Source organism: Pseudonocardia sp. HH130630-07 (assembly GCF_001698125.1).
In the GTDB taxonomy this organism is placed as follows: domain Bacteria; phylum Actinomycetota; class Actinomycetes; order Mycobacteriales; family Pseudonocardiaceae; genus Pseudonocardia.
The window spans coordinates 1,645,469-1,666,434 of the sequence record NZ_CP013854.1; the positions used below are offsets into that span (position 1 = coordinate 1,645,469).

The 20,966-nt window shown below is 72.5% G+C and carries 17 protein-coding genes; 9 read left to right on the plus strand and 8 right to left on the minus strand.

Features of this window, described 5'->3' with window-relative positions:
* Positions 1-167: 167 nt before the first annotated feature.
* Entirely contained in the window at positions 168-1,805 is a 1,638-nt protein-coding gene (locus tag AFB00_RS07915; protein ID WP_068796694.1) for a methane monooxygenase, read from the minus strand.
* A 332-nt stretch (positions 1,806-2,137) separates the two neighbouring features.
* Here AFB00_RS07915 and AFB00_RS07920 point away from each other — a divergent pair, with 332 nt between their 5' ends.
* The 4 genes from AFB00_RS07920 to AFB00_RS07935 are packed head-to-tail and all read left to right on the plus strand — an operon-like array spanning position 2,138 to position 5,639.
* The gene (locus AFB00_RS07920; RefSeq protein WP_231974272.1) at positions 2,138-3,961 is read left to right on the plus strand and encodes a sigma-54-dependent Fis family transcriptional regulator; all 1,824 of its coding nucleotides are present in this window, start codon (positions 2,138-2,140) and stop codon (positions 3,959-3,961) included.
* An 11-nt stretch (positions 3,962-3,972) separates the two neighbouring features.
* Positions 3,973-4,224, plus strand: a complete 252-nt coding sequence (locus tag AFB00_RS07925) for a hypothetical protein (RefSeq protein WP_068796695.1) — start codon at positions 3,973-3,975, stop codon at positions 4,222-4,224.
* Positions 4,225-4,227: 3 nt separating this feature from the next.
* Complete coding sequence (locus tag AFB00_RS07930) at positions 4,228-5,334, plus strand: gamma-glutamylcyclotransferase (protein ID WP_068796696.1); 1,107 nt, start codon at positions 4,228-4,230, stop codon at positions 5,332-5,334.
* Positions 5,335-5,378: 44 nt separating this feature from the next.
* Positions 5,379-5,639, plus strand: coding sequence for a hypothetical protein (locus AFB00_RS07935; protein WP_156819434.1), 261 nt, complete (start codon positions 5,379-5,381; stop codon positions 5,637-5,639).
* 37 nt (positions 5,640-5,676) lie between these two features.
* Here the strand turns inward: AFB00_RS07935 and AFB00_RS07940 are convergent, their stop codons facing one another.
* Positions 5,677-7,050: an MFS transporter gene (locus tag AFB00_RS07940; protein ID WP_068796698.1), complete on the minus strand. Its 1,374-nt coding sequence runs from the start codon at positions 7,048-7,050 to the stop codon at positions 5,677-5,679.
* A gap of 181 nt (positions 7,051-7,231) precedes the next feature.
* Between AFB00_RS07940 and AFB00_RS07945 the strand changes: the two genes are divergently transcribed.
* Positions 7,232-8,146: an ABC transporter ATP-binding protein gene (locus AFB00_RS07945; RefSeq protein ID WP_068796699.1), complete on the plus strand. Its 915-nt coding sequence runs from the start codon at positions 7,232-7,234 to the stop codon at positions 8,144-8,146.
* Positions 8,143-9,333 carry an ABC transporter permease gene (locus AFB00_RS07950; protein ID WP_068796700.1) on the plus strand — a complete coding sequence of 397 codons (1,191 nt, stop codon included), beginning with the start codon at positions 8,143-8,145 and terminating at the stop codon, positions 9,331-9,333. The genes AFB00_RS07945 and AFB00_RS07950 overlap by 4 nt, the downstream gene beginning before the upstream one ends.
* On the opposite strand, the gene AFB00_RS07955 is transcribed toward AFB00_RS07950, so the two are convergent.
* The 6 genes from AFB00_RS07955 to AFB00_RS07980 all read right to left on the minus strand — a co-directional run bounded on the left by AFB00_RS07955 (position 9,317) and on the right by AFB00_RS07980 (position 16,779).
* On the minus strand, positions 9,317-10,705 hold the full coding sequence (locus AFB00_RS07955; RefSeq protein ID WP_068796701.1) for a cryptochrome/photolyase family protein: 1,389 nt from the start codon (positions 10,703-10,705) through the stop codon (positions 9,317-9,319). The two genes, AFB00_RS07950 and AFB00_RS07955, sit on opposite strands and share 17 nt — an antisense overlap.
* 144 nt (positions 10,706-10,849) lie before the next feature.
* The gene (locus tag AFB00_RS07960; protein WP_068796702.1) at positions 10,850-12,160 is read right to left on the minus strand and encodes a citrate synthase; all 1,311 of its coding nucleotides are present in this window, start codon (positions 12,158-12,160) and stop codon (positions 10,850-10,852) included.
* Between the two features lie 63 nt (positions 12,161-12,223).
* Complete coding sequence (locus tag AFB00_RS07965) at positions 12,224-13,327, minus strand: IS630 family transposase (protein WP_083275968.1); 1,104 nt, start codon at positions 13,325-13,327, stop codon at positions 12,224-12,226.
* A gap of 130 nt (positions 13,328-13,457) precedes the next feature.
* Positions 13,458-14,738 (minus strand): MFS transporter, encoded by a 1,281-nt coding sequence (locus AFB00_RS07970; protein WP_197519900.1) that lies wholly within the window; start codon positions 14,736-14,738, stop codon positions 13,458-13,460.
* A 403-nt stretch (positions 14,739-15,141) separates the two neighbouring features.
* On the minus strand, positions 15,142-15,795 hold the full coding sequence (pdxH, locus tag AFB00_RS07975) for a pyridoxamine 5'-phosphate oxidase (RefSeq protein WP_068796703.1): 654 nt from the start codon (positions 15,793-15,795) through the stop codon (positions 15,142-15,144).
* A 90-nt stretch (positions 15,796-15,885) separates the two neighbouring features.
* Positions 15,886-16,779, minus strand: coding sequence for a hypothetical protein (locus AFB00_RS07980; protein WP_068796704.1), 894 nt, complete (start codon positions 16,777-16,779; stop codon positions 15,886-15,888).
* A 153-nt stretch (positions 16,780-16,932) separates the two neighbouring features.
* Between AFB00_RS07980 and serC the strand changes: the two genes are divergently transcribed.
* The 3 genes from serC to AFB00_RS07995 all read left to right on the plus strand — a co-directional run bounded on the left by serC (position 16,933) and on the right by AFB00_RS07995 (position 20,966).
* Complete coding sequence (gene serC, locus AFB00_RS07985) at positions 16,933-18,066, plus strand: phosphoserine transaminase (RefSeq protein WP_068796705.1); 1,134 nt, start codon at positions 16,933-16,935, stop codon at positions 18,064-18,066.
* A gap of 297 nt (positions 18,067-18,363) precedes the next feature.
* The gene (sepH, locus tag AFB00_RS35405; protein ID WP_083275358.1) at positions 18,364-20,244 is read left to right on the plus strand and encodes a septation protein SepH; all 1,881 of its coding nucleotides are present in this window, start codon (positions 18,364-18,366) and stop codon (positions 20,242-20,244) included.
* A 41-nt stretch (positions 20,245-20,285) separates the two neighbouring features.
* A complete protein-coding gene (locus AFB00_RS07995) occupies positions 20,286-20,966 on the plus strand; it encodes an HAD family hydrolase (protein ID WP_083275359.1) in 681 nt (226 codons plus the stop codon).

The following is a 20,966-nucleotide window of genomic DNA, read 5'->3' on the forward strand; positions in this document are numbered from 1 at the left end:
GTCTGACCGAACTGATAAATAGGACTAATCGGACATGGGCGGGCACACGGGTGCCCCGGAGGAACGGGCGGGGTGGTCCGGCCGGGAAGACGACCTCCCGGCCGGACCGCGGGAAGAGGGCCCCGTCATGGCGTGACGGGCGCCCTCCCCCCTCGCCTGACCCGCGCTCAGGCGTCGGTGGGCGCGGGCCTACCTCCCGGCCCCTGACGGTTGTAGTCCGCCACGAAGGCCTCCCGCTCGGCATCGCTCATCTCGTTGAGGATGACGTTCGGGCTCGCCAGGTGCGGCATCCGTCGCATGTGGTCCAGCGTCCACATCTTCTTCGGGTCCAGATCCAGGTGCGGCTGGGCGGTCAGGGTCTTCCCGTCGTCGCGGACGAAGCCCATGTCCTGGATCACGTCGGCCCAGTTCCAACCGTGGTAGAGCGTCTCCCACTCACGGTGGCCGACGAGCTTGCCCATGTTCGGGGTCTCGCGGCCCTGGTAGACCGGGCGGAACGCCTCCGCGTCGGTCCAGCGGCAGACCTCGTGGCAGTACGTGCGCCACTGGCCGTCCACCTTGTCGACGACCATGCCCTCGCGCACCAGACACGGGACCATGCAGGTCCAGCAGCGGTGCGGATACACGTAGTCGACGTCCTCGGCGACGATCGCGTGGTGCCCGTTCGGCTTGGCGAGGCGGTTGTAGTTCTCCCACCACTTGCCGTACCGGTCGTACCAGCCCGGGTACTTGTACTCGAACCACTCGAAGTCGGTGTCGGTCATGCCGTCGATCCGCCAGTAGTTCGCGCACCAGCCGGTGGCGAAGAACTGCGCGACCTCGTGCACGTAGCCCTTGTTCCAGATCTGGTTCCAGGACTCCTCGACCAGGTCGTGCGGGATGACCAGCCCGTACTTCTCCAGCGGCAGGAGGTAGCTGCGGTAGTAGTCGTCGTAGATCCAGCGCCGCCACATCTCGGCGTAGGACTCGCGGTCCTTGCGGCGGTCCTTCGTCCCGTACTCGATGAAGGTGCCGATCGCGGCGTCGACGACGCGGTGGTTGTTCCACCACGCGTACCGCAGGTCACGCTCCAGCAGCTGGCGGTTGTCCTCGTCGGACAGCGCCATCAGCAGCGTCGCGTAACCGTTGGAGATGTGCCGCGACTCGTCGGACTGCACCGAGTGGAACACCGTCGGCAACAGGTAGTCGCCGTTCGCGGCGGCCTCCGCCGGCATCGCCACGAACAGGGTGTTCGTGAACGCCGTCTCGGCGACGATCGTCAGGTAGATCGACGCCGCGGTGATCGCGTCACCGGTGATGAACCCCTCGGCGAACTGACGGCCGATGGTGCCGCAGTAGTCGCTCTGGAAGTTCCGCAGCGAGTTGTTGAAGCCCGCCGGGTCGATGTAGTTGTTCATGTACAGGCGCTTGAGGTTCTGCTGGATCGTGCTGTGGCGAACCTCGTCGATCATCTGGATCGCCTGGCCGTTGTGCAGCTCCGGGTTCGGAACCACGTGGAACAGCATCGGCATCGACCGCGCCGCCGAGATCTCGGGCAACGGGATGATCGACAGGAAGAGCTTCTGCCACTCCAGCCAGCGCTCCTGCACCTGCCGGAACATGTTGCCGCGGATGGCGCCGTCCTGGGCACCGTAGACGCGGTGGTCCTTCTCCTCCTCCATCGGGAAGTACGAGCGGAGGACCTGCTTGAGCGGGTCCTTCTTCTGCGCCTTCTTGAAGGTGTAGTCGGTTCCGTACTTCATGTACGGCTCGTGGTACTGCGGCTCCCAGGACAGTTCCTGGATCTTCTGGTGAGCCTTCGCCAAGCTCTGCCGACTCACGTCGTCTCCTCACGGTGGTGGGTGGTGGTCGGGTTCGGAGCCAGCGCGGGCGCCCCGGCGTGCACGGCACCACCGGCCCGGAGCGACGCGGCCGGCTGCCGCGCCGGCATCGGGCCGGTCGTTCCGTGCTGTGAATCACACCGGGTCCGACGGGCCTGCGAGGTCTCAATATGAGACACTGCGCGGCCGCCACGTCTGGTGATCTTCACCTCACGGCGCGTACCGTCGCCGTCACACCGCGGTCCGGGGCAGGTCACCGCTGCTCGGAGTACGGACTCCTGGTGTGGTCCCGACACCGGCGCAGGCGAGGAGGCCGCGTGACGTCCCTGCCCGCCTCCGCCCTCTCGACGGCCGCGGCCGAGCGCATCGCCGCCGCCCGGGTCGCTTTCCTGCACCGCGACACCGTCTCCGCCGACGCCGTCCGGCCGCCGATCCTCGCGTCCTGGATCCGGTCGAGGGACATGGCCGTCTCCTCCGAGCAGCTCGACCTCCCCGAGACCGAGTGCGAGACCGACAGCCCGCTGACCAGGGCCGCCCGGCCGATCGTCGCGGAGCTGTGCGACCAGTTCGCCACCGAGCCGGTCAGCCTGATCCTCTGCGACCACGACGGCGTCGTGCTGGACCGGCGGACCGGGGACAGTGCGCTGGGCCGGCACCTGGACCGGGTCTGGCTGGCACCCGGCTTCTCCTACGCCGAGCGGCACGTCGGCACGAACGGCATCGGGACCGCGCTGGAGGGGCGCCGGCCGGCGCAGGTGTTCGGCCACGAGCACTTCGTCGAGCACCTCGAGGACCTCGCCTGCGCCGGGGCACCGATCCGGCACCCGGTCACCGGGAAGATCCTCGGGGTCGTCGACCTGACCTGCTGGCGGCGCGAGGCGAACGCGCTGATGGTGGCGACGGCGTCCACCACGGCCCGGCGGATCGAGGAGGCGCTGCTGGCCGCCTCCGGCCGGCACGAGCTGACGCTCCTGCACGACTATCTCGCCGCCGTCGCACGGGCCGGGAACACCGCCGTCCTCGCGGTGGGCGACGACCTCGTGATGATGAACGACCGCGCCCGCGAGCTCATCGCACCGGCCGACCAGGTGCCGTTGCTCGCCGAGGCGACCGACGCGCTGCGCAGCGGCCGGTCCCGGCAGCTGGTCGTCGACCTGCCCAGCGGGACGACGGCCCGCGTGCAGTGCCGCCCGAGCTGGGTCGAGCCGGGCTCGGCCGGTGGGGTGCTGCAGGTGTCGCTGGCCCACCGGGAGACGGCGTCGCGGTCCACCTCGACCCCGACGATCACCACGGCGCTGCCGACGGCCGTCGGGTCCGGCGCGCTGTGGACGAAGTGCGCGCAGGCCGTCGACCGGCACCTGCGCACCTCGGAGTGGGTGGTGCTGCAGGGCGAACCCGGCTCCGGCCGGACCACCCTGGCCAGGGCCACCCACCACCTGCACGCCCCGGCCGGGCACGTCCGGATCCTCGACGCCGCGGAGTACGGGCCGCGCTGGCTGGGCGAGGTGTCCGACGAGCTCTCCGGGGGCGGCGGCGGGACGCTGGTGCTGCGCGAGATCGACACGCTGTCCCCGGCCGCGACGGCCGCGCTCGCCGACGTGCTGGAGCCCTACCGCGAGTCGACCTGTCCCGAGCGACCGTGGGTCGCGGCCACCCGCGGCTCCGGTACGTCGGACACCGCCGAGCTCTCGGCGCTGCTGCGGGCGTTCCCCCGCACCATCGAGGTCCCGCCGCTGCGCCACCACGTCGAGGACGTCGCCGAGCTGGTCCCCTACCTGCTCGCCCGCCTCACCCGGGGCAGCGACCTGACCTGCGCACCGGAGGCGCTGCGGGTCCTGATGCGCAACCGGTGGCCGGGCAACGTCGAGCAGCTCTACCAGGTGCTGCGCAAGGTCGTGGCCCGGCGGCGCAGCGGCGTGATCCGGGTCGAGGACCTGCCGCCGGAGACCCGGGCGCTGACCCGCCGGGTGCTCACGCCGCTGGAGTCGATCGAGTGCGACGCGATCGTCGACGCCCTGCTGGACGCGTCCGGCAACAAGGCCGAGGCCGCCCGGCGGCTGGGGATGAGCCGGGCGACGATCTACCGCAAGATCCGCGGGTACGGCATCGCCGTGCCCGAGAGCACCACCATGCCCGGGTAGGGTCCTGCGGTATGTCCGATCCGGCCCGGCGCAACCGGTTCGTGCGGCTGCTGTCGTTCCCGGAGGGGATGCCGCCCCCGCTGCTGCTGATGGTCATCCTGAGCAGCTCGATGGTCGGTGTGTTCGTCGTGCCGCTGCTGCTGGGTGACGTGCCGCTGTGGGTGCGGTCCATCGTCGGGGTGCTCGTGATGTTCGGGCTGGTGGTGCTCACGGCGGCCCTGCTGCGCCGGGCCGTGGCCCGCGGGCGGGCGGGCCGGGACTGACCGGTGCGACCCGACACCGCCGGGGGCCGGCCGGACTCGGAGTTCCCCGCCGACCCCTACCCGGGTGCCCGGGTCGGCGCGTCGTACGTCCACCTCGGCGGTTACTCGTATCCGCTGGTCGCCGACCCGGCTCGGCCGTCCGGGCTGCGGGTGGCCGGACGGTGCCTGGACGCGTGGCTCGCCGGCCACGGCGCGGTGCCCTGCGCGGGCCGGGTGCCGGTGCTGGCGTACGGGTCGAACGCGAACCCGTCGAAGATCTCCTGGATGCGGGCCGAACGCGGCCTGACCGGACCGGTGGTCGTGCTGCGGGTCCGGTGCGACGGGCTGTCGGCGGTGTGGTCGGCCGGCACCCGGGTGGTCGACGACCAGCGGCCGGCCACCCTCGCCGCGGCACCGGGCACCGTCGAGGAGCACGCGGTGTGGCTGGCCGCGCCGGACCAGTTCGCCGCACTCGACGCCGTCGAGGGCCGTTCGGCGGACCCGCCCCGGTACCGGCTGGCCCGGGTCGCGACGGGCACGGTCTCCCTCCTCGACGGCGGCGGGCGACTCGACCGGCCGTGGGCCTACGTCGCGCCCGCGACGCCGTCCGGGGCCCCGCGCACCGACCGCCGTCCGCTGCTCCTCGACGGGGTGCCGGTGCCGTGCACCGCGGTGGACCAGGCCGGGGCCGCGGCACTCGACGGGGTGCCGGGACCCGACGGGCTCGACGTCACGACCGTCGACGGCGTCCCGACGCCGGACGGGTGGCCGTCGCGGGTGTTCGTGTACGGGACCCTGATGCCGGGCGAGCACGCCTGGCCGCTGCTGCGCGAGCACGCTGCGGCGGTGCTGCCGCAGCCGTCGTTCCTGCCGGTGGGCGGGCTCGCCGACACCGGGCTCGGCCGACCCGCACTCTCGCCGGACACCGGTGCCGGGGTGCCCGGGTTCACCGTGGAGCTGGCCGATCCGTGCGGTGCGCTGCCGGAGCTGGACCGGTACGCGGGCCCCGGCCACCAGCGGGCCCGGTTCACCCTGGACGACGGCACCGTCTGCTGGTCGTGGCGATGGACCGGGCAGCGGGACGGACACACCGCCCTGCCCGGCGGATGGGCGGCCCGGCGCCGGGGCTGACCCGGCGGTTGCACTCGGGCAGCAGATTGAACCATGGTGTCGTGATGGAACGTTCAGCTGGGTCGCGGTGGTACCGGATACTCCTGCTCGACGAGCTCCGCCCCTGGGCCCGGGGACTCGTGGCGGGCCTGTCGGTCCTGATGACCACGCTCGTCCTGCTCCCGCTCCTACCGGACGGGTGGCCCACGTGGCTGCAGGCAGTCTCCTGTGGCGTGCTCGTTGCCGTGGTCATGGCAATCCTCGCGCTGCTGTTGCACCGGTTCGCCCCGGCGGTCCGGCGGGAACGGGACCGGGCCCGCTCCTGAGCTGCAGGAGCGGGCCCGATGACGGGATCGAACGGCGTCAGGCGCCGGCCTTGGCCGCCTGCTTCGCCTGGTGCTCGGCGAGGCCGGGAATCTCGCGGCCTCGGATGGAGGTGCCCTTGGTCTCGATGACGAAGTACAGCGCCACCATGCCGACCACCGACGCGATCATCATCGAGTAGGCGGGCCACAGCTGGTCCCCGGTCGCCCCGATCAGCCCCTCGTTGATCAGCGGTGCCGTACCGCCGAAGGCAGCCGTGGAGACGTTGTAGGAGATCGCCATGCCGGCGAACCGGACGTGGGCCGGGAACATCGCCGGGAAGGTGGCCGAGATGGTGCCGAGTTGCAGCACATAGATCAGGCCGAGGACGGTGAACCCGAGGATCGCGAACCCGAGCCCCTGGGCCATCAACAGGTACATCGGGATCGCCAGCACGAAGATGCCGATCAGCGAGATCCACCAGCAGGGTTTCCGCCCGATCCGGTCCGACAACGCCCCCGCCATCGGGATCACGATCATCATCGCCACCTGGCCGACGGTCGTGATCGTGTCGGTGTCGAGCGAGTCCACGCCGATCGTGTTCTGCAGATAGGTCGGCATGTACGTCAGCAGCGTGTAGTTCGTGACGTTGAGCGCGACGACCAGGCCGAACAGCGCCAGGATGGGCCGCCAGTACACGGACAGCAGGCTGCTCAGCGCGCCGGTCGCGGCGTTCTCGGTCTCACCGGACTCCTCGAGCTCCCGGAAGACCGGGGTGTCCTCGAGCTTGGTCCGGATGTAGAGCCCGATGAGCGCCAGCGGGAGCGCCATCATGAACGGGATGCGCCAGCCCCAGTCCTCCATGGCCTGGGCACCGATCGCGGTCTCCAGGGCGAACACGACCAGGATCGCCAGCGTCAGACCGGCCAGCGTGCCGAACTCGAGGAAGCTACCCCAGAACCCGCGCTTCTTGTTCGGGGCGTACTCGGCCATGAAGGTCGCCGCGCCGCCGTACTCGCCACCGGTCGAGAAGCCCTGCACCACCCGCAGCAGGATCAGCAGAATCGGGGCGAAGATCCCGATCGTGCCGAAGTTGGGCAGCACACCGATCAGGAAGGTGGCGACACCCATCAGGACGATCGTCAACGACAGGACCTTCTGCCGACCCAACCGGTCGCCGAGCGGGCCCCACACGATGCCGCCGAGCGGCCGCAGGACGAAGGAGACCGCGAGGCCGAGCAACGTTCCCAGGGTGCCGTACTCACCGGGGAAGAAGTTGGCCGTGATCTCGGTCGTCAGGTAGGCGTAGACGCCGTAGTCGAACCACTCCGTGGCGTTACCGATCGCCGAAGCGGCGACCGCCCGCCGGAGGACCGAGGGCTCGACCTCGTCCTCGCTGTCCTGCTGACCTGGGCCGGCCGGAACCGATGCCATTCGGTGCTCCCCCATTCACGAAATACGTCATCGCAACCGCGAACCGCATTCCGTTACACGATCGACATATTAAACCGTTTTAGCAGTGGAGAGAGCGTACAGAGCGCGTTGATCGACTGCCACCCCGAGCGACCGTCGTGGAGCAGGTGCGCGACAGGGCTTTGCGTGTAGCGTCGCCCGGGTGCTGGCGATCGACGGGCTGGCCAAGCGGTTCGGTACCGCGACGGCCCTGGACGGGGTGACGTTCGAGGTCCGGCCGGGCGAGGTGTTCGGCTTCGTCGGGGGCAACGGGGCCGGGAAGACGACCACGATGCGGATCGTCCTCGGCGTCCTCGAACCCGACGCCGGCACGATCTCCTGGCACGGCGCACCGCTCGATCCCGCGCTCCGCCGCCGGATCGGCTACCTGCCCGAGGAACGCGGGCTGTACCCGCGGATGCGGGTCACCGAGCAGCTCGTCTACCTGGCCAGGCTGCGCGGGCTCCGCCGCTCGGCCGCCGTCGCCGCCGCGGAGCGCTGGACCGAGCGGGTCGGGCTCGGCGAACGCCGCGACGACGAGGTCCAGAAACTCTCGCTCGGCAACCAGCAACGGGTGCAGCTGTGCGCGGCGCTGGTCCACGACCCGGACGTGCTGGTCCTCGACGAGCCGTTCTCCGGGCTGGATCCGACGGCCGTCGACACACTCGCCGGGGTGCTGCGCGAGCAGGCCGCGGCCGGGACCCCGGTGATCTTCTCCTCGCACCAGCTCGAACTGGTCGAACGGCTCTGCGACCGGGTCGGGATCATCTCGGCCGGGCGGATGGTGGCCGTCGGCACGGTCGGTGAGCTGCGGGCCGGGGAACGGACCCGGTACGACGTCACCGGTCCCCCGCCCGGCTGGGCCGACGGGCTGGACGGGGTCCGGGTGGTCGGGACCGACGGCGACCGCACCCGGGTCGAGCTCGGCCCCGGCACCGACGACCAGCAGCTGCTCGGCGCCGCGCTGGCCGCCGGGCCGGTGCACGCGTTCGGGCGGCACCTCCCGCCGCTGACCGAGCTGTACCGCGACGCCGTCGCCGACCGGTCGGGGACCGGGTCCGCCGTGGTGCCGTCGTGACCGGCACCGCCGTGGGCACGGTCGCGCTCGTCGCGCGCCGCGAGATCAGCACCCAGGTGCGGTCGCGGACGTTCGTCATCGGGCTGCTGCTGATGCTGCTGGTCTTCGGCGGGTACGGCGCGGTGTTCGCGTTCGCCGGGACCCAGACGGCGTCGTCCGCGCTGGTGCTCGACGGCGCCGCCCGCGACCTGCGGCCCGAACTGCAGGCGACGGCCGACCGGCGCGGCATGGTGCTGACGCTCACCGAGGCCGGCAACGAGAGCACCGCCGAGTCGATGGTCCGTTCCGGCGAGGCGGACGCGATGCTCAGCGGCGGGCCCGGCAGCTACCGGCTCGCCGGGCTCACCGACGTCGGGATCGGGGTGCGCGAGCTGGTCTCCGACGTCGTCGAGCAGCAGGCGGTCCGGACCGCCCTGCTCGCCGCGGGCGCCGATCCGGAGCAGGTCGGCACCCTGTCCGGCGTGGGGATCCGCACGCTCGAACCGGCCGACAGCGAGCAGGGCCAGCGGGTCGTGACCGCCCTCGCCCTGTCCGCGCTGCTGTTCTTCTCCGTCACCGCCTACGGCGCCGCCGTCGCCCAGGGGGTGGTCGAGGAGAAGGCGGGGCGGGTCGTCGAGCTGCTGCTGTCGGCGATCCCGGCCCGGCAGCTGCTCGCCGGGAAGGTCATCGGCCTGGGGCTGGTCGGGCTGTTGCAGCTGCTGATCCTCGGCGGCATCGGGACGGGCGCGGCGCTGGCCACCGGGCTGCTCGCCGACCCGGGCCTGCTCCCGGGCCCGGTGCTGGCGGCGGCGTTCTGGTACCTGGTCGGCTTCTTCCTGTTCGCCTCGCTGTACGCGGCGGCCGGAGCGCTGGTGTCGCGGCAGGAGGAGCTGCAGTCGGTCACCGCCCCGGTCGCCGTGCTGCTGCTCGTGCCGTTCGTGCTGAGCGTCGCGGTGCTCCCGGCCGATCCGCGCAACCCGGTGGTGACCGTGCTGTCGTTCGTGCCGTTCCTCTCCCAGACGATCATGCCCGCGCGCACCGCGCTGGGCGTGACCGCCTGGTGGGAACCGCTGCTGGCGTTCGCGCTGGCGCTCCTCGCGCTGGCCGGGACGGTGCGGCTGGCCGCGCGGATCTACCGCAACTCGGTGCTGCGGACCGGCGCCCGGGTCGGGTGGCGGGACGCCGTGCGGGCTACCGGGCGGCCTTGACGGCGTCGTAGCGGGCCAGCGCCTCCTGCCGCTCGGCCTTGTGCTCGACCATCGGCTCCGGGTAGCCCTCCGGGATGCCGTCGGCGAGCTTCCAGGGCTGGTGCACGGCCTTCCCGGACACCTCGGCCAGCTCCGGGACCCACCGGCGCACGTAGTCCCCGTCGGGGTCGAACCGCTCCCCCTGGGTGATCGGGTTGAAGACCCGGAAGTACGGCGACGCGTCGGTCCCGGACCCGGCGGTCCACTGCCAGCCGTGCTGGTTCGAGGCGAGATCGCCGTCGACCAGCAGCTGCATGAAGTGCCGGGCGCCCCACCACCACGGCAGGTGCAGGTCCTTCACCAGGAACGACGCGACGACCATCCGCACCCGGTTGTGCATCCACGCCTGGGCCCGGAGCTGGCGCATCCCGGCGTCGACGATCGGGAACCCGGTCCGGCCCTTCTGCCAGCGCTCGAAGTCGGCCCGGGCGCTCTCGTCGGTGCGCAGCGGCAGGTGGTCGAAGGACCGGTCGTAGTTGCCCCGCGCCGAGTCCGGGCGGCGGTGCAGCACGTCGGCGTAGAACTCCCGCCAGGCGATCTCGGTGCGGTACGCCTTGACCGAGTCGCCGCGGTGCTTCGCGAGGTCGGCGAGCATCGTGCGCGGGTGCACGCAGCCGTACTTGAGGTAGGGCGACATCCCGGACGTCCCGCGCTTCGCCGGCAGGTCGCGGTCGGAGTCGTAGTCCATGACGCCCTCGTCGAGGAAGTCGTCCCAGCGGTCCAGACCGGCCTGCTCGCCGGGTTCGGGCAGGTCGGACTCGCAGGACTCGTCGTGCGGCACCTGGACCGCGCGCGGCCCGCCGTCCTTGCCGGACGGATCCATCCAGGTACAGGTCGACGCCGAGGTCTCGGCCGGGGACCGCCAGCCGTGGTCGGTCCAGGCCCGGCTGAACGGGGTGAACACCTTGAAGGGGTCACCGTCGCCCTTGGTGACCCGGCCGGGTGCGACGGCGTACGGGGACCCGGTGCGGACGAGCTCGACGTCGCCCTCGGCGAGCGCCTGCTCGACCCTGCCGTCGCGTTCGCTCCCGTAGGGACCGAAGTCCGCGGCGATGTGCACCGTCCCGGCCCCGACGGCCGCCGCCACCCGCGGGACGACGTCGGCCGGGTCGCCCTTCACCACGAGCAGTCTCCCGCCGAGCGCGGAGTCCAGTTCCCGCAGGCAGCCGTAGAGGAAGTTCGTGCGCGCCGCCCCGGCCGGCCCGAGCAGCGTCGGGTCCAGCACGAACAGCGCGAGCGCTCGGTCCGCGGCATCGGCGGCGGCGAGGAAGATCGGTTGGTCGGCGACCCGGAGGTCACGCCGGAACCAGACGACGGCGGTACTGGACGACATGCCGATCGACGCTAGCGGGACACCGCCCCGCCCGCCCGCCGACCCGGTGCGCCCCGCCCCGCCCCGGAGTCACTCATGGAGCTTCAGCCCGGTGACACGAGGCTGAAGCTCCATGAGTGCAACGACGAACGCGACGAGAAAGCGTCAGCGCTGGACGAGCGGCACGTACGGGCGCTCCGCCGACCCGGTGTAGAGCTGGCGCGGACGGCCGATCTTGTTCTGCGGGTCGTCCATCATCTCCCGCCAGTGGGCGATCCACCCGGGGAGCCGGCCGAGCGCGAACAGCACGGTGAACATCTTCACCGGGAAGCCCATCGCCCGGTAGATGACGCCGGTGTAGAAGTCGACGTTCGGGTAGAGCTTGCGCTCGACGAAGTAGTCGTCGGCGAGCGCCTTCTCCTCGAGCTTCATGGCGATGTCGAGCAGCGGGTCGCTGACGCCGAGCTTGTTCAGGATCGTCTCGGCCTGCTCCTTGACGATCTTCGCGCGCGGGTCGTAGTTCTTGTAGACCCGGTGCCCGAAGCCCATCAGCTTCGCGCCCTGCTCCTTGTTCTTGACCCGCTCGACGAACGCGTCGACGTTGCCGTCCTCGACGTCCTTGATGCGGGTCAGCATCTCCAGCACGGCCTGGTTGGCGCCGCCGTGCAGCGGGCCGAAGAGGGCGTTCACCCCGGCCGAGATGGACGCGAACAGGTTCGCCTGGCTGGAGCCGACGAGCCGCACGGTCGACGTCGAGCAGTTCTGCTCGTGGTCGGCGTGCAGGATCAGCAGGGTGTCCAGGGCCCGGGCGACATCGGGGTCGACCTCGTAGGGCTCGGCCGGGAACCCGAACGTCATCCGGAGGAAGTTCTCGACCAGGCCCAGCGAGTTGTCCGGGTACAGGAACGGCTGGCCGACCGACTTCTTGTAGGCGTAGGCGGCGATCGTGAAGACCTTCGCCATGAGCCGGGTGGTGGACAGCTCGACGGCCTTGGAGTCGAACGGGTCCAGCGCGTCCTGATAGAAGGTCGACAGGGCGCTGACCGCGGACGACAGCACCGGCATCGGGTGCGCGTCGCGCGGGAAGCCGTCGAAGAACCCCTTGAGGTCCTCGTGCAGCAGGGTGTGCCGGCTGATGTCGTTGGTGAACGCGTCCAGCTGGCTCTGGGTGGGGAGCTCACCGTAGATGAGCAGGTAGCTGACCTCCAGGAACGACGAGTTCTGGGCCAGCTGGTCGATGGGGTACCCGCGGTAGCGCAGGATTCCGGCGTCGCCGTCGATGTAGGTGATCGCGGACGAGCAGGCGGCGGTGCTGGTGAAGCCGGGATCGAAGGTGACCAGGCCGGTCTTCCCGAGCAGCTTGCTGACGTCGACTGCCTGCGACCCCTCCGTCGGGGTGTGCACCGCCATCTCGTGCTCCCCGCCGGAGTACTTCAGTACGGCGGAGTCGGCTGTGGCGGTGGTCTCGTCGGACATGTGGAGGTTCCCTCTCACAGCTGTGGGATCTATATCGGGTCTGCGGCACACGCTAGTGCCTCGTCAGGCAATGTTGGGTAGGTAATCCGGCCTGCGGATCTTGGACTCGGGCGCGAAGTGTTTCTTGGGTCGGGCGTGGCGGTTGGCCCAGCGGATGTAGCCGGCGATCGCGGCTTCCTGGGCGGTGTGGGAGGGGTAGTCGCTGCCGTCGAGGGTGAAGTAGCGCAGCGCGGTGAACTCCGACTCGATCCAGTTCAGCCAGGACGCGTTCGTGGGGGTGAGCACCAGCTCGACGTCGTGGTCGTGGCACCAGTGCGCGACATCGGTGCGCAGGTGCGGGGAGAAGTTGTCGCAGACCACGTGCAGACCGCCGGTGGGGAAACGGCGGCGCAGCTGGCGGAGGAAGTCGAGGAACTCGCGGCCGCGTTTGCGGTCACGGAGCCGGTAGAACAGCTGCCCGGAGGCCAGGTCCAGACCGGCGAACATGTGCCGGACCCCGCTGTGACGGCTATAGGTGGCCCGTAGCCGGGCCGGGCGCCGGATCGGGAACCAGCCCCGACCGGGGCGGGGCAGCAGGTTCAGCGGCCCGAACTCATCGACACAGATCACCCGCGCACCCGGTTCGAGGCGACCGTCGGCGGCGCGGTCGTAGAGGTCGAGGATCCGGTTCATCTTCTCCACGAACCGCGGGTCCCGGCTGGCCTTCCAGGTCTTCGTGGCCTGCCAGCGGACCCCGGCGTCACGCAGGACCTGGCGGACGGTCTCGACGCTGATCACGACCCGGTGTGCGGCGGCGAGGTGTTCGACCAGCTTGGCCAGGCTCCAGGTGGTGAACGGCAACCCGACCTGCTGGGGCGGGGTGCGAGCGACCCGGCAGATCAGCTCACGGACGTGGGGACCGAACCTACGGGGTCGGCCCCCGCTCCATTTTGGGTCCAAAGCGGCGAAGCCCTGCTGGTTGAACGCGTGGATCACCTCCCGCGCGTACTGCGGCTTCGCCGCGAACATCATCGCGGCCTCGGTCGCGGTCCGGCCCTGCACCGAGGCCAGCACGATCCCCGCCCGCCGCAACCGGACCCGGTCCCGCGCCGTGCGCGTGATCCTGACCAATCGCTGGGCCTCGTCCGGGGTCAGTCCCCGGACGAACACCTCCGGCTGTCGCGCCACGGCCATCACCTCCGGCGCACAGCCTCCTGCGCCAGACCGGGACGGATCAAGCCGACACGATTACGTCCCCAACGTTCCCGGACGCGGCACTAGTCCGCCGAACGGGATCCGCAGAACGCGGCGACGAGAGTCACCCCGGCGGTTCCTTCGTCACCGGTGCCCGGTATCGGAGGAACTCGGGGAACCGCGCGACACACGCGAGTGTGCCGACAATCACGGCGACGCCGCCGAGGGTCGCGGTGAGCCCCGGACCGATCCCGGCGGCCGCCGGTCCGTGCCACAGGTCCGCCAGCCGCGGCCCGCCGGCGACGACCACGATGAACACGCCCTGCATCCGGCCGCGCATCTCGTCGGTGGCGACGGTCTGCAGGATCGACGCCCGGTAGACCGAGCTGATGAGGTCACCGGCACCGGCGACGGCCAGGGCCAGCACCGCGAGGAACAGCGACCCGGTGAGGCCGAACACGATGATCCCGCCGCCCCACACGCACACCGCCACGACCACGGCCACGCCCTGCTGCTGCACCCGTTGCAGCCAGCCGGACAGGATCCCACCGGCGACCATGCCCAGCGGGATCGCGGCGAACAGCAGGCCCTGCTGGATCCCGCCCTCGGCCGAGCCGCCGAACGTGGTCGCCGCCATCTCGGGGAAGACGACGCGGGGCATGCCGAAGCCCATCGCGATGACGTCGATCAGGAACGAGACCAGCAGGATCCGGTGCATGCCGACGTAGCGGAAGCCGTCGACCACCGCGCGGAACCCGGCCTTCGGGCGCCCGCCGTCGGCGGACCGGGCCGAGCTCGGCAGCGGCGGGAGCCGCCAGGTCGCCCACAGCGTGGCGAGCAGCGCGACAGCATCGAGCAGGTAGAGCGTGGACAGACCGATGAACGGGATCAGCACCCCGGCGAGCAGCGGCCCGAGCACCGCGCCGACCTGGACCACCGTCATGTTCAGCGCGTTGGCCGCCGGGAGCTGCTCGGCGGGGAGCAGCCGGGGGATGACGGCGCTGCGCGTCGGCTGGTTCATCGCCAGCATCCCGGACTGCACCGCGAACAGCGACAGCACGAACCAGACGTTCCCGAGCCCGGTCGCCGACACCACCCACAGTGCCAGCGACGTCAGCGCGATCCCCGAGCCGGTGAACAGCAGCATCACCCGCCGGTCGACGGCGTCGGCGATCGCGCCGCCCCACAGGCCGAACACCACCAGCGGGACCAGCCCGAACAGCCCGGTCAGCCCGACGTAGACCGAGGAGCCGGTCAGCTCGTAGATCTGGATCGGGACGGCGACGACGGACAGCTGCGCCCCGATGACGGTCACGATCCCGGCCGTCCACAACCGGCGGTAGGCCGGGGTGCGCAGCGGCGTGGTGTCGGCGAACGCCGACCGCAGCGCGCCGGTGACGCGCATCCCGACGGTCCGGGACCGGGTCGTCCGGGACCGGGTCGTCCGCGCCGTGCGCGCGGTCGCGGCGTCGGCGGAGGACTCGTTCAGGACCGGGCCGGTGGGCTCGCCCGGGACCGGCCGGGTCGGCGAGTCACGGTCCGGGCCCGGTACGGGCTCGGTGGGGCCCTCGCCCGGGTCGTTGCGCCTGCTCACGAGACCAGGTCTACACCCGCCCCCCGACACCGCGCCCGGCGCACCCGACCGCCCGTGGCGCGCCCCGGTCCGGCGCGCCGCTCCTTTAGCACGGGGCGCGGCACGCCGGGCGAGTACGCGGGTGCCGGGCCGGGTTGCGCGGGCAGGAAGGCGCGCGGCCCCGGTGCCGGCGACGCCGCGCCGGTGACGAGACGCCGGTGACGAGACGCGCGGGCTACGGCGCGAGCCGCCGGACCGACCAGCTGTCGTCGCGGCCGATGTCGAAGCGGAGCCGGTCGTGCATCCGGTCCTCCCGGCCCTGCCAGAACTCGACCTGCCACGGCAGGATCCGCCAGCCGCCCCAGTGCGGTGGCCGCGGGATCGCCTCGTTCCCCTCGAACCGTGCGGTCACCCCGGCCAGCGCCTGGTCCAGCACGTTCCGCCCGGCGACGACGGTCGACTGCGCCGACGCCCACGCCCCCAGCTGCGACCCGCGCGGGCGCAGCGCCCAGTAGGCGTCGGACTGGGCGTCGGAGCACCGCTCGACCCGGCCGGCGATCTGGACCTGACGCTGCAGGTCGTACCAGGGGAAGGTGGCCGACGCGACCCGCGTCCGGTTCAGGTCGTGGCTCTTGGACGAGGTGTAGTTGGTGTAGAAGACGATCCCGGCGGCGTCGATCCCCTTGCAGAGCACGGTGCGCGAGGAGGGCACGCCGTCCGGGTCCGCGGTGGCGAGGACCATCGCGTTCGGCTCGGCCGTCCCGGCGGCCCGGGCCTCGTCCAGCCAGCCGGTGAGCTGGTCGTGCCAGCTCGGGGCGAGATCGGCGACGTCGAGCGGGCGGCTCGCGTAGTCGATCCGCATCCGCTCCAGGCCCGGTGCGTCGGTCATGGCTCTCCCTCTCCGGCGGGCGTGTCGTCCCGACCGTAGGCGGCCGGGTTCCGCCGTGCACCCGCCGAACGGCGGGCTCACGGCCACCCGTCAGCGTTCGAGCCCCGCCACGGCGCCGAACGCGGCCGCGCGCTCCTCCTGCCGGATGTGCTGATCCCGGTGCAGCAACCCGATGACGCCGACGCCGAAGCCGAAGATCGCGGCCTGTGCGATCGCCAGGATCGGGATCCCGATCGCCACGAAGGCGGGCGGGCCGTAGACCTGGCTCAGGAGCGTCGCCACGAACGACGCGACGAGCAGCACCAGGGCCGCCGGGAGCCCGGCGAGGAGCAGGGTCCCGAGGCACCGCCACCAGGAGCCACGGACCAGGTGCACCGAGCGCCGCAGGGCCGCCCCGACCGGCAGGGTCTCCAGCACCAGGGCCACCGGCGCCAGCACGAACCGGACCGTCATCCACAGCATCACCGGGTACGCCGCCAGGACCAGCACCGTCAGGACCGCTCCGGCGGCGGCCGAGGAGGGCGACACCGAGAGCAGTACCGCGCCCCCCGCCAGCAGCATGAACACGACGACGACACCCGTCACGGCGAGCGTCAGCCCGTACAGCGCGCCGAGCCTCGGGCGGGCCGCCTCCCACGCCTCCCCGAGCACCACCGGGCGCCGGTCCAGCACAGCCGTGCGGAGCGTGGCCAGGACCATCGCGGTCGCGGGCGGCGCGAGCGCGAGCATGAGCAGGGCCGGTACGAGACCGTCGAACATGACGACGACGAACGGATCGACCGACGCGGACGCCACACCGATCCCCCGCACCACCGCCGTGGGCAGGGCCAGGACCAGCGACGCCAGCAGGACCGGTACCGGGTTGGCCAGGACGAACCGCATCGCCCCGATGACGATCTCACCGGCCCGTAACGCACGGAACGGCACGATCCCGGGCCCCGGGGCGTCGTCCACCGGCCCTGCACCCGCGTAGTTCTCGGTCATTTTGTGTCCTCTCCTCGGATAACCCGTACGGCCTACCCGACGAGGAGCGGTCGCCATGGCCGAATGACCGATCGCGGTCGCACGCCACACGTCGCGGGAGCGCCCCGTCCACCGTCGCCGCCTACTCGGCCCGGTGCTGCGACACTGGTCGCCGTGACCTCTCCAGCCGATCTGAAGATCCCCACCGATCTCCTGCCGTCCGACGGCCGCTTCGGCTGCGGGCCCTCCAAGGTGCGCACCGAGCAGCTCTCCGCCCTCGCCGCGACCGGCGACTCGCTGATGGGCACCTCACACCGGCAGAAGCCGGTGAAGGACCTGGTGGGACGCGTGCGGGCCGGCCTGTCCGAGCTGTTCTCGCTGCCCGAGGGCTACGAGGTCGTCCTCGGCAACGGCGGGGCGACCGCGTTCTGGGACGCGGCCGCGTTCGGCCTGATCCGCGAGCGTTCGCTGCACCTGACCTTCGGCGAGTTCTCGCAGAAGTTCGCCGACACCACGACCGGCGCCCCGTTCCTCGCCGACCCGGTGGTCGTCGCCGCCGAGCCGGGCAGCGCACCCGTCCCGGTCGGCGACCCGTCGGTCGACGCGATCGCCTGGGCGCACAACGAGACCTCGACCGGCGTCGCGGTGCCGGTGCAGCGCCCCGCGGACGCGCGCGAGGACCAGCTGGTGCTGATCGACGGGACGTCCGCGGCCGGCGGCCTGCCGCTCGACGTGACCCAGTCCGACGTCTACTACTTCGCCCCGCAGAAGGGCTTCGCCTCCGACGGCGGCCTGTTCGTCGCCCTGATGGGCCCGCGCGCGCTGGAGCGGGTCGCGGAGCTGGAGGCGTCCGACCGCTGGATCCCGCCGTTCCTGTCGCTGGGCACCGCGGTCGCCAACTCGGCCAAGGACCAGACGTACAACACGCCCGCGGTCGCCACCCTGTTCCTGCTCGCCGAGCAGGTGGACTGGCTGAACGGCCTCGGTGGCCTCGACGGCGCCGTGGCCCGGACCCGGGACGCCTCCGAGCGGCTCTACTCGTGGGCCGAGCGGAGCGCGTTCGCCACGCCGTTCGTGCGCGACCCCGCGCACCGCAGCCAGGTCGTCGGGACGATCGACTTCGACGCCGCGGTCGACGCCGCCGCGATCGCCACCGCGCTGCGGTCGAACGGGATCGTCGACACCGAGCCGTACCGCAAGCTCGGCCGCAACCAGCTGCGGATCGGCATGTACCCGGCGGTCGAGCCGGCCGACGTGTCGGCGCTGACCGCGAGCGTCGACTGGGTCGTGGAGCAGCTCGGCTCCTGACCCCGCGCACGCCGACGGCCGGGTCCCGCGTCCGCGGGGCCCGGCCGCCTGTGCGTCGGCCGTTCGTTGTGTGATTGATAGCGACCCGTTGTAGTCACAGAAATCCCATGCGCCCCAGTTGCAACACGAATCACAATTTGTGAGACGCTGCACACGGTGCGTGAGAGCGCCGTCCGGATCCCTCGGGCAGGTGGGCGTCGACTACCAGGCAGGACTCGCCCGGCGCGCCTCACCCGGCGCGGACCCCCGGGCATCTACCGTCACCCGGACGGGGACGAGCAGCAGGAGGGCTGATCCATGCGTGCGTTGCGGGTCGTGGGGGTGACCGGGGACGGCTCGGTCGTCCTCGAGGACCCGGGGCGCCGCGAGCGCTACACGGTGCCGGCCGACGAACAGCTCCGCGCCGCCGCCCGCGGCGACGTGACGCGGCTCGGCCAGATCGCGATCGAGTTGGAGAGCCAGTTGCGCCCACGGGAGATCCAGGCACGCATCCGGGGTGGCGCGTCGGTCGACGAGGTCGCCGCCGCGGCCGGTGTCCCGACCCAGAAGATCGAGCGTTTCGCCTACCCGGTCCTGCTCGAACGGTCCCGCACCGCCGAGCTGGCCCAGGGTGCGCACCCGCAGCGGGCCGACGGCCCCGACTCCCGCACCCTCGGCGAGACCGTCGCCCACACCTTCGGCCTCCGCGGCCAGGACTACGCCTCCGCCGGCTGGGACTCGTGGAAGGGCGAGGACGGCAAGTGGGTCGTCGTCCTCACCTGGCAGACCGGCCGGTCGGACAACGCGGCGCACTGGGCCTTCCAGCCCGGGGCGCACGGCGGCACCGTCGTCGCACTCGACGAGCACGCCTCCGACCTCGTCGAGGGGCTGCCCGCCCGGCCGCTGCGGCCGCTCGGCGCCGTGGTCGACATGGCCCGCGAGGACGAGCCCCCCGCCGCACCCGCCGAGCCGGCCCGGGCCGTCGCCGGCGAGGCGGCGCCCGCGTCCACCGACGCCTGGCACGGCCGGGGCATCGCGCCGGAGCAGCGCCGGTCCAGCCCGCCGTCGCGGCACCGGATCGAGCCGCCGTCCCGGGCGGTCCCGCGCTCCGACGACGCCCGCCCGCCGGCTGCGGCGGCACCGGTCGCGACCCGCACCGAGCCCGGTCCGGCACCGGCGGCCGCCGACGCCGGCACCACGCCCCCGGCCGACGAGAAGGTCGCCGCGGAGGCCGACACCCCCGGCACGACCGCCGCACCGGACACCCGGATCGTCACGCCCGCGACCGTCGCCGCCGCGGGCCCGGCCTCCGAGTCGGCCGTCTCCGAATCGGCCGCCACCGGCACGAGCCCGTCCGGCACGGCCACGTCCGGTACCGCCACGTCCGGCACCGCTGTCTCCGACATCGCGACCTCCGACACAGCCGTCTCCAGCGCAGCGACCTCCGGCACGGCGACGTCCGGCACGGCGACGTCCGGCACGGCGACGTCCGGCACGGCGACGTCCGGCACCGCGGAGCCCGGCACCGCGGAGCCCGGCACCGTGGAGCCCGGCACCGCGGAGCCCGGGGCAACCGGACCCGCATCGCCGGACCCGGTCACGGCCGGATCCACCCCGGCCGACACCGGCACCCCGGTGACCGGCACTGCCGCGTCCACCGGCTCCGTCGGCACCGCGTCCACCGGCTCCGTCGATGCCGCCGGATCCACCGACACCGACACCGGCACCGTCTCCGCCGACGTCCCCGCCGCCGCCGCCGTCCCCCGGTCCGCCGACCCGGCCACCCCGGGTGGCCACGACACGGACACCCGCGGCACGGACCCGGTCGCGGCCGGACCGGCACCGGCGGCGCCGGTCGCGTCCACGGACACGGAACCGGACGCCCCGGCGCCCCGCAACGGCGCGCCGCAGGAGGTTTCCCAGACCGCGTCCGCCCCGGCCGGTACCGCGGCGAGCACGCCGGAGCCCACCGACACGCAGCCCGCCGCTCCGTCGGGGGCCACCGGCGCCACGGAGCCGGACGCCGCCGTCATCGGGGACGACCCGGCCGCCGTCACGGTCGCCGCCGACGCGACCGACGGCCCCGAGACGCCGCCACGCCCGCGGGGCACCGGCGCCGCCTCCCGGCGGACCAAGAAGGGCAAGCCGGTCATGCCGTCCTGGGACGAGGTCCTGCTGGGCGTCCGCGGCCAGCGCTGAGGACCGTGCCGGTCACCGGCACCACATCGGGGGGATCAGCGGTGATCGTCACGTTCGACCTGTTCAGCGCCATGACCGATGCCCGCGGCGGCGCGGCGACCACGTTCGGCGCGATGGCCGCCGAGCGCGGCTGGCCGGTGACCGGCCACCAGCTGTACGACGAGTGGGACCGGCACAACAAGGCCGCCCAGAAGAACGTCGACACCCGTACCGGCTGGACGAGCTTCCGCACCCTGTCCCGGGACGCCCTCGCGACCGCCTACACCGCCCTCGGCCTGGCGGCCGACCCCGAGGCCGACATCGATCGCGTGCAACGCTCCGTCGCCGAATGGCCGCTGTGGCCGGACATCCCCGACGGGATCCGCGCCGTCGCCGAGCACGCCAGGGTCGGGATCCTCTCCAACGTCGACGACGCACTCGTGACCACCACCCGGGCGCACCGTCTGGTCGATCCCGGCCTGGTCCTGACCTCGCAGCGCCTCGGTGCCTACAAGCCCGACGCGGCCCTCTACCGGCGGGCCCGCGACCTGCTCGGGGAGGGTTTCGTGCACGTCGCCGCGTCACCCCGCGACGTCGGCGGCGCGCTGGCCGCGGGCATCCGGACGGTCCGCCTCGTCCGGCCGGGGCACGTCCCCGATCCGGACGGACCGGTCCCCGGCTTCTCCGTCGACGACGCGGCCGACCTGATGACCGTGCTCCCCGCGGCGGCCGGCCCGCGGTAG

Coding starts and splice junctions, on each gene's coding strand:
- AFB00_RS07925 (WP_068796695.1), top strand. CDS start 3,973: ATGTCCGATCCGGCCCGGCGCAACCGGTTCGTGCGGCTGCTGTCGTTC.
- AFB00_RS07935 (WP_156819434.1), top strand. CDS start 5,379: ATGGAACGTTCAGCTGGGTCGCGGTGGTACCGGATACTCCTGCTCGAC.
- AFB00_RS07940 (WP_068796698.1), bottom strand. CDS start 7,050: ATGGCATCGGTTCCGGCCGGCCCAGGTCAGCAGGACAGCGAGGACGAG.
- AFB00_RS07955 (WP_068796701.1), bottom strand. CDS start 10,705: ATGTCGTCCAGTACCGCCGTCGTCTGGTTCCGGCGTGACCTCCGGGTC.
- AFB00_RS07960 (WP_068796702.1), bottom strand. CDS start 12,160: ATGTCCGACGAGACCACCGCCACAGCCGACTCCGCCGTACTGAAGTAC.
- AFB00_RS07970 (WP_197519900.1), bottom strand. CDS start 14,738: ATGCGCGTCACCGGCGCGCTGCGGTCGGCGTTCGCCGACACCACGCCG.
- pdxH (WP_068796703.1), bottom strand. CDS start 15,795: ATGACCGACGCACCGGGCCTGGAGCGGATGCGGATCGACTACGCGAGC.
- AFB00_RS07980 (WP_068796704.1), bottom strand. CDS start 16,779: ATGACCGAGAACTACGCGGGTGCAGGGCCGGTGGACGACGCCCCGGGG.
- sepH (WP_083275358.1), top strand. CDS start 18,364: ATGCGTGCGTTGCGGGTCGTGGGGGTGACCGGGGACGGCTCGGTCGTC.